We start from the raw sequence: 11,437 nt of genomic DNA, 5'->3' as shown, positions 1-11,437 counted from the left end.
GGAGGGTATTTTTCAATGAAAATGAATACATTATTGGCGCTTACACTCGCATGCAGCTTGTTCGCTGCAACTCCGGCTATGGCGGAACAGGCCGGCGGGAATAACGGAGGGACGGGAATTGTTCAGTATAGCGATGTAGATCAAAAGTTGACAGAGTCGGCTGAGAAGGCGATTGAGCAATACGGAAACGGAAAAGCATTTCAATTGGAGGAAGCGTTCACGGATAGTTATTTTGTAGATAAAAAGAAAAAAGAGAATTGGATCATCCAATCCAAGGATCGGAGTGCCGTTGTATCGGTCGATGCAGTTTCCGGCAAGGTACTTACCATATCGCTAAGCTTCAAAATGGATGAGGTAACTGATGAGTACGCATCGTACCTGAAGGCAGCACAGTCAGCAGCGAAGCAGTTAAGCAAAAATGTGGAGTTTGTCTTTACGGAAGCTCAGTTTTTCCAGAGCAATATCGCAGACAATAAAACAGAATCAATGACTTTCGGAGCGAAAGATAATCAATTCGTTCAAATCGATACGAAGACAAATAAGCCTTTAAATTTCCGCTTTACATACAAGGTAGCGGATATGGATCGTAAAATCATAGATGTAGCAGAGCAGGCTGTAAAAAATATGGGGATCGATAAGGTTCAACCATTTACGAACATTGAATACGAAAAATATGAAGGAAGAGAAGAATGGAAGCTAGCAAGGAAAATAGAAGTTAAGGGCGATCCCAGGAAAAATGGGGCTGTGATGATAGACGAGAATAACCGGGCGTTCGTGGTCGAGGCTGCTGCCTCAATTGAAGCAAAGACGGGCAAGCTTATATCCATAAATGTTAAGCCTGCAACGGATAATAAGAAGCGCAAATCATTAACGAAAGAGCAAGGTGTTGCGATCGCTAAGCCTGTCGCGAAGAAATTGTGGGGCGTAGACTTATCTTCCTACGAGGTGAAGGTGAATAAGGACTGGGGCGACTACACGTTTAGCAGAAAAGGTAATGCGTCTATCGTAGCCCAGTTCGATAACTTCGGCAATCTCGTTCGCATGGAACGAAAATAGAATAAATAATATAGAGAGCAGAATGGTTATGCTATATATGGGTTCTAAATAATAGAAGAGAGGGTGCCGCAACTGGCGCCCTTACGTAATGTAATGGATCGATATACGCAATAAATAAATGAAGAAGGGAATTCGTGCAGCTTGATTCGAAACAGCTTTATTTCTTTCTCCTTACCGGGATCCACACCTCACAAATCGACTCAGCTCTGCGATCATCCACCCAGTAATATTTTTCAATACACGGCCCCTCTACCTGCTCGAAATTCGTGGAAGGGAACCTCGGAATAGATCCGTTGCCATACATTCTGAATTTCCTGACCGGAATCCGGTTCGTCCGTTAACGTTTCTCGACTTTCAAATACGGCGTAAGTGACAGCAGGGATATGCAATAAATCAAATTCAGAAGGAACTTCTTGTCCCTCGGGAATGTCATATCCCATCAGATAGCGCTTCGTTCCATCCTCTTCAAAATCATAAAAATAGCCGTAGAGCATATTGTGCGCGGGTTGACTCCAATATCTCGTTTAATCGATCATGAGTGCTATCATTCCGTATTCGTCGAACGAATTCAGGAATTTCTTTGTAGGGATCGTTATAGATGGTGATGCTTTTCCCAATGACCGTAGATTCGATTTCGTCCATCAAGCGATAGTTCAAAGCAGACTCCCCTTTGATTTGAATGTGAAAGGAGATTGGAGCGAAGGACTTCAGCTTCACATCCATTGAAAGTGATATCGGGATGACAATGCCGATCGGGCAATAGCATCGATATCAAGCTCGGATTGCAGATGCTCCTCCATATAATCAATTGCGTTGAGCAGCATGATGAGTGCCTCCATTTTCCCTCGTATCCTTTCCTGCATTCAGTGTATCGTTGTGATGCATGTATGTCCTGTCTTTATGTGCGCGGATATGTCAGACTCTTCTTAGTAGTACATTTTAGCGCTAATTATACCTGTTGGCGTTCGCCGTGCTCTATGAAAACAATTGCTTATTGCCTATAACGGGAAAGACTCTTGTTATATTTCAGAAGTTCTGGGACAATAATAATCAGATTATAGAGGGAAGTTCAAAAAGTCCACTTTTGATCGCGGAGTGAATCTGGAAGTTAAGCGACATCGAATCTTTTATTCACTCTCGCGGTCTGCTGCGACCTTTTGAACTATTTTTAAAAGCACTTATAAGCAAGTAAGACAGAATTTTGACGTGTTGAAAAGAGGGCACTAGATGAATAAGCAATCCATCTATGGATTAACATTGGATCAGTTGGCCGCTTGGTTAGAGGAGCGGGGGCATAAGAAGTCACGGGCATCCCAGTTATGGGATTATCTATATCGCAAGCGGGTCAAGGATTTCGCTGATATGACAGAAGTAAACGAAGCCAGCGTAGCACTGCTGTCCGAACACTTCGTTATTCATACGCTTAACGAGCATGTGAAGCAGCAATCGGCTGACGGCACAATCAAGTTCTTGTTCAAGCTCCAGGACGGCAACTTGATTGAGACCGTGTTGATGAGACACAAATTCGGGCTGTCGGTATGTGTGACGACTCAGGTTGGCTGCAACATCGGCTGCAGCTTCTGTGCGAGCGGACTGCTGGCGAAGAGCCGCGACTTGTCGAGCGGCGAGATTGTGGAGCAGATCATGAAGGTTCAGCACCATTTGGATGCAGTGGGTGAGGGTGATCTCGTCAGCCATATCGTCGTAATGGGTATCGGAGAGCCATTCGATAACTTCGAGAATATCGTAGACTTCTTGCGGGTTGTTACCGACCACAAAGGTCTGGCAATTGGAGCGAGACGAATTACGGTATCAACAAGCGGCTTGGCGAATAAGATCAAAGACTTCGCAGATATTAATCTGCGGGTGAACTTGGCCCTGTCCTTGCATGCGCCGAATGATGAGCTTCGCACGCGAATTATGAAGATTAACCGCGCCATTCCGATTGCGAAGGTGATGGAGGCGATTCGGTACTTCATCAACACGACAAACCAACGGGTGACGCTGGAATATATTTTGCTGAAGGACGTGAACGATCAGCAGGAGCACGCACTTGAGTTGGTGCAGCTGATTCAAGAGTGGAAGATGCAGGACGAGGTCAATGTGAACCTGATTCCGTACAACCCTGTTGATGAGCACAGCCAGTATCAGCGCAGCGAGCAGGAGTCGATTCGTGGCTTCTATGATGTAATGAAGAAAAATGACATTAGCTGCAGTGTACGGTTGGAGCATGGTACAGACATTGATGCAGCTTGTGGTCAGCTTCGCAGCAAGCAGATTAAGAAAGAAAGCGGTGCTGGTGCCGATCAGGCAGCTATGAGCTAAATAACATTTTGTAGTCAACAAAAGGCGTACCTACCAATGGGTAGGGCGCTTTTTTTCGTGCTGTCTATGAGAAAGTAGGATAATTGCTGAACGAGATAGCATGTGATGATTTTTGAATCTGTTGTGATGGGTATTTATTTAGTACGATGGTATTTGGAACCAAGAACGTGAGATATGACGAACGACTTATGTATCATATTTTTCAACGTAGATCGTCACTATAGTGTGTTTGGATGAGAGTCAGTTCTATACTTAAATTTAGTAATTTTACACCTTGACCCCTTGCACCTTCTTCGATTAACATAGGATCTATAAAGGGGAGTAGCTGTTACAATAAAGTCGTCATTACGAGGATAATCCTCCGGCTTTGTTGGCAACTTCGATTGTTAGCGAGACCTTTACCGACAGGGTAAAGGTCTTTATTTATGGCCTTTACCGTGATCGGTAAAGGCCATTTTTGTTTTTTAGGGGGGTTGTCCAGGGAAATTTCTCATAATTGTGCGCAATTGAAGAAAAGATATACATGACATGATAAGAGGAGAGGGTACTATGGATTTCTTTACGCCAGAGTTCTGGTCCGCGTTGATGGCGATTGTGGTTATTGATTTAGTACTGGCCGGGGATAATGCAATTGTTATTGGGTTAACCGCTCGGAACTTGCCGAAGGAACAGCAGAAGAAGGTCATATTCTGGGGTACTTTTGGAGCGATTGCACTTCGTTCCTTGTTGACGCTTGCTGTGGTATGGCTGTTGAAAATACCAGGTTTGCTCTTAGCCGGCGGCGTGTTGCTCGTCTGGATTGCGTATAAGCTGCTTGTGGAAGAGAAGAGTCATGATGTCGGGTCTGCTGGAAGCTTGTGGGCAGCCATTAAGACGATCATTATTGCAGACACGGTTATGGGACTGGATAACGTGCTCGCAGTTGCGGGTGCTGCGCATGGTGATTTTATTCTCGTCGTACTCGGTTTGCTCATTAGTGTTCCTATCGTGGTATGGGGGAGCACGCTTATTATTAAATGGGTGGAGCGGTTCCCGATCATTATCTATATTGGTGCAGGTGTATTGGCCTGGACAGCAGCGAAGATGATTGTAGATGAGCCAATGGTGAAGGGATTCTTTACAGCAAACCCCGTTCTGAAATGGGGCCTCATCGTTGTCATCATTGGCGGTGTATTGGCAGCTGGAAGAATGAAGAAGCAGAAGCAAGTGAAGCAGGCTGCTTAAATAAGAGCGAACAACTGCTTAGCTGAAAACGAACGATCTGAGCACCCTAGCAGGGGTGCTCTTCTTATTACTGGAATCAGATGTAAATGGGTGATGCAGACTGCTACCTTTTGCGGTATAATAAAACCACACAATAAAATGGAACTTAATTCCACTAGGTGGAACATCGTGAGCTTTGGTGTATGTTCTTATTTCATATTTACAGGAGAGTGATCGTTATGGATAATAAGGAACGATTTTCAACTCGAGTCGATGCGTATGTGAAGTACCGTCCAAGCTATCCTACGGAGGCTTTGTTGTATTTGTATGATACAGTGGGGTTCCAAGTGGGTGACAAGATTGCTGATATTGGCGCAGGAACAGGGAAGTTTTCGAAGCTGCTGCTCGCCCAAGGGAGCCGTGTTGTAGCAGTTGAGCCGAATGAGCCGATGCGGGAGGCAGCTGTGCAGGAGCTTGGCGGCATCGTGAACTATCGTGCAGCCGATGGGGCAGCAGAGGAGACCGGACTGCCCGATCACTCCGTTGATCATATCGTATGCGCGCAGGCATTTCACTGGTTCGATCGTACCGCAGCCAGAGCTGAATTTCATCGCATCCTGAAGCCTGGCGGTAAGGTTGTCCTGATTTGGAATTCTCGATTGCAACAAGGGACTCCATTTCTGGAGGAATACGAGCAGCTGCTGCAGCGGTATGGCACGGATTATGAGAAGGTGCAGCACAAGAACATTTCAGAAGAAGCGCTGTCAGCCTTCTTCGCTCCGAATCAAATGACGGTGGCAAGGTACACGATGAGTCAATTGCTCAACGAAGAGGAGCTCGCCGGTAGACTGCTGTCCTCCTCGTATGCACCAGAGCCTGGCCACCCGAACTATGAACCCATGAGGGCGGAACTGCACCGAATATTTGAACGCAACGAGCAAGATGGCGTGGTATCCTTCGATTATGAGACGGAAATCTTCTGGGGCGAAATGTAGGGAAATAACCAAGAATAGCATATTGCTTCAGATAAGAGAGGAGAAATACCTCTCTTTTTTTGCGTCTGTGTCATATTTGGTATTGACTCTGCCATACATTATGATAGAATCATTATCACTTATAAATCCTATCGTATTACTAGGTATAAATAAGGGGGATATACGATTTGGCACAGATGATCATTACTGGTTTGTTATGCGGGATACTGCTCGGGTTTGTCATGCAGCGCGGCCGATTCTGCCTGACAGGTGGATTTCGTGATATGTATTTAGCGAAGGATAATCGGATGTTCTATGCGCTGCTCATTGCCATCACGGTTCAGAGCATCGGCGTATTTGCGCTCATCCAGTTTGGCTTGGTGGAGTTCAAGGCAGGCTCGTTTCAATGGCTGAGCACGATCGTAGGCTCATTCATATTCGGTATCGGCATTATTTTGGCGGGGGGCTGTGCGACAGGAACATGGTATCGTGCCGGGGAAGGCTTGATCGGGAGTTGGATTGCCTTATTCGGATATATGGCGATGAGCGCCATTATGAAGTCAGGTGCGCTGCTGCCTGTCAACAATGGCCTAAAGGCGTATGCCGCCCCGAATAATTCCATCCCGGATACATTCGGATTGTCCGTATGGCCGTTCATCGTTGTGCTCGCTCTCGTGACATTATGGCTTGTTAGCAAGCAGCTGCGTAAACCTGCTGTTGCGATTCCAACCTTGCCAGCGAAACGGAAAGGACTCAATCATCTATTGTTCGAAAAGCGCTGGCATCCATTTGCTACAGCTGCTCTTGTAGGAATCATTGCGCTGCTCGCATGGCCGCTGAGCGAAGCGACAGGACGGATGTCAGGTCTTGGCATAACGACTCCATCAGCCAATCTGTTGCAATACCTAGTGACGGGCGATAGTTCCAAGTATGTAAACTGGGGTGTTTTCTTGGTGCTTGGCATCTTTGCAGGCTCTTTCCTGGCAGCGAAGGGAAGCCGCGAGTTTCGCTTCCGGGCACCGGATGCAAAGACAGCTATATCCAGCTTCGGTGGGGGACTTCTCATGGGCTTTGGAGCGAGTTGGGCAGGAGGATGCTCAATTGGCAATGGGCTCGTTATGACGGCCATGATGACTTGGCAAGGATGGGTATCGCTCATTTTCATGATTTTGGGTACATGGACGGCTTCGTATTTCGTATATGTACGGCCGCGTACTAAGGCAAGTCGTAACCTAAGCACTTCTTATCATGCAGAGACCGTATAGGAGGAGAAAGACATGAAAACGAAATTAGCCGTACTGGGCATGGTATGTCCATTTCCGTTAATCGAGGCGAAGGAGGCGATCCAATCACTGAACAGTGGCGATGAGCTGGTCATTGATTTCGACTGCACGCAAGCTACGGAGAGCATTCCTCGTTGGGCCGCCGAAGCCGGGCATACGATAACGAACTACGAACAAATTGACGATGCATCATGGACGATTACGGTACGTAAAAAATAACCGGGAACATCGACGAACCGTAGCGGAGAGCTTTACGATGCCGCTTCATGCAGCGAACTAAAGAGAGTTGACATAAAGCAAAAAGGTCGAGTTGGGAACAAAGAGAGTCCTGACTCGACCTTTTATTGATTCCCGATTTTTGATGGCTCTAGGAAAGCTTGTACATATCTTAATCTGGGCATTTTGGGTATGTATCCACTTCAAGCACTCCAAACTTCCAGATCCATGGTTGGAACGAAAAATAGGAGGAAATCAAGCTTGAAAAACAATAAATATAAATTGACTCTCACGTTACGTGATACTTTATAGTAGTTGTTGAAGGGAGGTTACATGGCAATCATGAGAGTAAAAGAGGTGGCGGACATCGTCGGCATTAGCGTGCGTACCTTGCACCATTATGATGAGATCGGGCTTCTGTCCCCAGCTCAGGTTTCGGATGCGGGCTACAGACAGTATTCAGATGAGGATCTGGCCATGCTTCAGCAAATCTTGTTCTTTCGAGAGCTGGGCTTCCCATTGAAAAAGATTAAAGACATTATTCACAGTCCAACATTCGATCAGACCGAAGCGCTCGAACTGCATCGCAGCATGCTGCTGGAGAAGCGCAAGCAGCTTGATGTCATGCTGGAGACGCTGAATAAGACGATACTACATCGAAAAGGAGAAATTCACATGACGAACAAAGAGAAGTTCCAAGGCTTCGACTTCAGTCATAATCCATATGAGCAAGAAGCCCGCAAGCGGTGGGGAGATAAGGCTGTTGACGCCTCCAATGCTAAGGTTGGGAACATGACGAAAGAGGAGCAGAACTCCATGGGAGAGAAGATGAATGCGATATACTTCCAATTGGCAGAACTGCGCGGTGCTTCACCGGATTCAGAAGAAGCTCAGGCGGGGATCAAGCAGTGGTATGACTTCTTGAATACAATGGGCAATTACTCTCCTGAAGCATTCAAGGGACTGGGACAAATGTATGTAGATGATGCTCGTTTTACGAAAAATATCGACAAATTCGGTGAGGGGCTTGCCGTGTTCATGCGCGATGCAATGGCAGTCTTCGCAGATCGAATAAACGAATAGTCATTGCAGCTTTGTACGAAATACGAGGGAAAGAGCAAGAATGAGCGAAAGATTGCCCCTAGTTGCTGTACGCAGCCAGGGGCTAATTCGTTTTATATCAGTAGCGGGTGCTTTTATATAATCGAACTGATGGCTCTATAGATTCGAGCAGCTGTCTCTATAGATTCAAGATATCACGGATATCCTGCTCAGTTAGGGCGGATATTGCCTCTTCTCCCGGCTGGATGACCTCTTCGATTAAGTTCTTCTTCCGCTGTTGAATCTCATACATCTTGTCCTCAACCGTTCCTTGCGCCACAAGGCGGATGACCTGTACAACCTGTTTCTGCCCAATACGATGGGCACGATCGGCTGCTTGCTGCTCCACGGCAGGATTCCACCAGAGATCATACAGAATAACGGTATCTGCCCCGGTCAAGTTCAATCCTGTGCCTCCTGCTTTCAAGGAAGCCAAGAATAAGTCGCGTTCTCCAGCGTTAAATCGACTGCATAGCTCTACTCGTTCGGCACTCGGTGTCTGTCCGTCTAAGTAGAAATAGGATACGCCTTGTTCCGCCAGCTCTCGCTTGATCAGTGCGAGCATCTCTGTGAACTGGGAGAAGATAAGCGGTCTTCTGCCAGCCTCTCTTGCTTCTGCGATAATCTCCAGCAGCTGTTCGAACTTTGCAGAGCTTCCTGTATAGTCTTCCATGAACAAGCCAGGGTGGCAGCAGAGCTGGCGAAGTCGTGTAATCCCAGCCAAAATTTTGATTCGACTCTTCTGGAACCCATCTTCATCCAGATGCTTCAAGGCATCCTTCTGCAGTTTGGCTAAGTATGCGATATACAACTTCTTCTGCTCAGGCAGCAGCTCTGATGCCTGAAGGGATTCGATCTTCTCCGGCAGCTCCTGCAATACATCTGTCTTCAATCTCCGCAGCAGGAACGGGCGGGAGCGCTTCGCTACGACGTCACGCGGAAGGTCGCTGAACTCCTTTCTCCCTGGGAACAATCCGGGAAACACAGCATCGTAAATGGACCATAGCTCCTCCAGCGAATTCTCTACTGGCGTTCCGGTAAGTGCGAAGCAGTACTCGGCCTGGAGAGCCTTCACAGACTGGGCCGTCTGAGTCGCGTAATTTTTGAACGCTTGCGCTTCATCCAGAATGAGCGTGTGGAAAGAGTGCTTGGCGTACCATTCAATATCTCTGCGCAGCAGCGGGTAGGACGTAATGATAACATCGACGCGCTCAAGATGATTCAGCTTGCGGATGCGTTCCGCCTTGTTCCCGTCAGCAATGATGGTGCGAACCGATGGCGCGAAGCGCATGAATTCGTTGCGCCAATTATACATGAGCGACGCTGGACAGACGACGAGCGCAGGGAGCTGCCGCTTTTGGATGTCCGGTAGAACAGACACCATGAAGGCTATGCTTTGCAAGGTCTTGCCAAGGCCCATATCATCCGCCAGAATACCGCCGAAGTGGTAGTGGGCAAGTGTCTTCAGCCACTGGAACCCATATGCCTGATATTCCCGAAGCACATGAACCAGACTGTCCGGGACGGGGAATTCCAAATGATCCGGGTTGCGCAAATTCTCCAGCAGCTTGCGGAAGGATCTGCCGAATCGTACGGCTTGCCGCTCTCCTTGGGAGTCGATAAGATGCAGCCCGCGCATAACCGGGATACGGAACTCTGCTCCTGAAGCCTCTCCCTGACGAAGGCCCACCTCATTCATGAAGCGAATGATCTCTTGAAACTGTTCGCTTTCAAGCGGCATGAGCGCGCCGTTTGCCATTCGATAGTAGCGCCTTTTTTCCTCGATTGCTTTGAGCAGCCTTCGAATTTCTGCTTCTGATATTCCATCCATCTCAAACTTGAATTCAAGCCAATCGATACGTTCGTCCACATTGACTGAGATTTTGGGAGGAGCGTTTGGAATGAACAGCCTTTCCTTCACGGCTGAAGTCGCATAGATGTGCAGGATTCGCTGCAGTTGGGGAACGACATGATACATGAAATTATATTCGGCATCCTCGTCATCCAAGAAGTATCCGCCTTCCGTCTTCACAAAGGGCGATTGCTCCATGATTTCTAGTATCCGCTGCTCTTTTTCCGTATTCCGCATCAGAATCCGATTCTCTGTATGCTTGTGTCGATTCGGATCCAGTGGATTAATGGAGATATCTCCGTAGTGGAATTCCAACCCCGCAAGCAGGCGATCTCGAATGCGATCAAGATACAGCTTCGCCTGCAGTTCCGGCTGCACGACTCGATCTGCTATCGCTTGCGCTACGCGTACGCTGCCGAGCTTTTGCAAGCCCGGAACCACCTTGTCCATGATTGGACCAATCTGATTAGGTGATATAAGAATTCGTTGCTGGCGGCGACCGTTGTCCAATGTCTTCTTTAGATCAGAGAGCCGCTTGCATTGCTCAATCGGGGTCGGTATAAAGGCCCCATTAGCGATGACAGCCCCGTAGCTCTCCAGCACTGTCACTTGTTCTAATCCTTGTACATCAATGCAGTAGGCATCTTTATCCGCCTCATCTAGCCTGAACTGTATTGGGAGAGGCTCATCTACAACAGACAGTCCCTCAAATGTTGATCCGTCATGCGCAAGGAGCACAGAAGGAGCTTGTTGAAGGGCAGGAAGCAGGGCATCCCACGAGTAAGGAGGGATGAGCAGCATCCGTTCGTCGTTGCCCTGCTTGGCAAGAATGGCGGAATGCGGCATGTGACGGTATACATTTTCGTTGCGGTAAATCGCGATCAACTGTTGGATAACGGCAAAATGCTCGGGACGAAAGCAGTGCAGTGACGGATCATAGGAGAAATGTCTTGAAAATACATAGCATTCCCCGCGATCGATGCATCGCAGCAATTCGCGAATATGCTTTACGATATATAGTCGCTGCAGCCCAACCCTCATTTCAACGGCCAAAAAGGCCTGCTCGTTGCCTGATGAAACCGGGAAGCAGGTGATTTCTACGTCAAGCGGCTGTCTGGTATCGAATAAGGGGCGGATACGGCTGGATTTGAGTGGAGTATCGTCAAATAATCCGAGTATTCGCTGGGCTAGCTGATCATTCCCCGATTCCATATTCATAGTCGCGGCTCTCCTTTCTATATGTGAGATGAGTATATATAAAGTGAACGCATGTTCGTGTATGTCGATAGCTATATGATATCAGAAAGCAATAAAAAAGAAACAACAGGACTTTGGAACTATGCGATTAAGTCGAAATTAAGAATATATTCAGTGCCGATTGGTAAGATGGGAGCTAGGGTATATATTATTGGTCAGTAAATACGTGT

The 11,437-nt window shown here is 47.4% G+C and carries 8 protein-coding genes and 1 pseudogene; 7 read left to right on the top strand and 2 right to left on the bottom strand.

What is annotated here, in order from left to right; genetic code table 11:
• Positions 1-15: 15 nt before the first annotated feature.
• On the top strand, positions 16-1,056 hold the full coding sequence (locus ABN764_RS08195) for a hypothetical protein (protein ID WP_446671535.1): 1,041 nt from the start codon (positions 16-18) through the stop codon (positions 1,054-1,056).
• 233 nt (positions 1,057-1,289) lie between these two features.
• On the opposite strand, the gene ABN764_RS08190 is transcribed toward ABN764_RS08195, so the two are convergent.
• Positions 1,290-1,550, bottom strand: coding sequence for a GyrI-like domain-containing protein (locus tag ABN764_RS08190; RefSeq protein ID WP_446671534.1), 261 nt, complete (start codon positions 1,548-1,550; stop codon positions 1,290-1,292).
• 733 nt (positions 1,551-2,283) lie between these two features.
• Here ABN764_RS08190 and rlmN point away from each other — a divergent pair.
• From rlmN to ABN764_RS08160, 6 genes are all read left to right on the top strand, one after another.
• A complete protein-coding gene (gene rlmN, locus ABN764_RS08185; protein ID WP_446671533.1) occupies positions 2,284-3,381 on the top strand; it encodes a dual-specificity RNA methyltransferase RlmN in 1,098 nt (365 codons plus the stop codon).
• Positions 3,382-3,930: 549 nt separating this feature from the next.
• A complete protein-coding gene (locus ABN764_RS08180) occupies positions 3,931-4,605 on the top strand; it encodes a TerC family protein (protein ID WP_446671532.1) in 675 nt (224 codons plus the stop codon).
• A gap of 218 nt (positions 4,606-4,823) precedes the next feature.
• On the top strand, positions 4,824-5,579 hold the full coding sequence (locus ABN764_RS08175; protein WP_446671531.1) for a class I SAM-dependent methyltransferase: 756 nt from the start codon (positions 4,824-4,826) through the stop codon (positions 5,577-5,579).
• A gap of 176 nt (positions 5,580-5,755) precedes the next feature.
• Positions 5,756-6,823 (top strand): YeeE/YedE thiosulfate transporter family protein, encoded by a 1,068-nt coding sequence (locus ABN764_RS08170; RefSeq protein WP_446671646.1) that lies wholly within the window; start codon positions 5,756-5,758, stop codon positions 6,821-6,823.
• Positions 6,824-6,835: 12 nt separating this feature from the next.
• A complete protein-coding gene (locus ABN764_RS08165; RefSeq protein WP_021257395.1) occupies positions 6,836-7,060 on the top strand; it encodes a sulfurtransferase TusA family protein in 225 nt (74 codons plus the stop codon).
• A 339-nt stretch (positions 7,061-7,399) separates the two neighbouring features.
• A complete protein-coding gene (locus tag ABN764_RS08160; RefSeq protein ID WP_446671645.1) occupies positions 7,400-8,140 on the top strand; it encodes a MerR family transcriptional regulator in 741 nt (246 codons plus the stop codon).
• Between the two features lie 157 nt (positions 8,141-8,297).
• On the opposite strand, the pseudogene ABN764_RS08155 reads toward ABN764_RS08160, so the two are convergent.
• Positions 8,298-11,204, bottom strand: a pseudogene (locus ABN764_RS08155) (DEAD/DEAH box helicase); the annotation flags it as partial.
• Positions 11,205-11,437: the final 233 nt, after the last annotated feature.

Origin of the sequence: Paenibacillus wuxiensis (assembly GCF_040195695.1) — a bacterium.
In the GTDB taxonomy this organism is placed as follows: Bacteria; Bacillota; Bacilli; order Paenibacillales; family Paenibacillaceae; genus Paenibacillus_B; species Paenibacillus_B suaedae.
The sequence above is the reverse complement of the archived record's forward strand: the minus strand, read 5'-3'. Positions and strand labels throughout refer to the sequence as shown.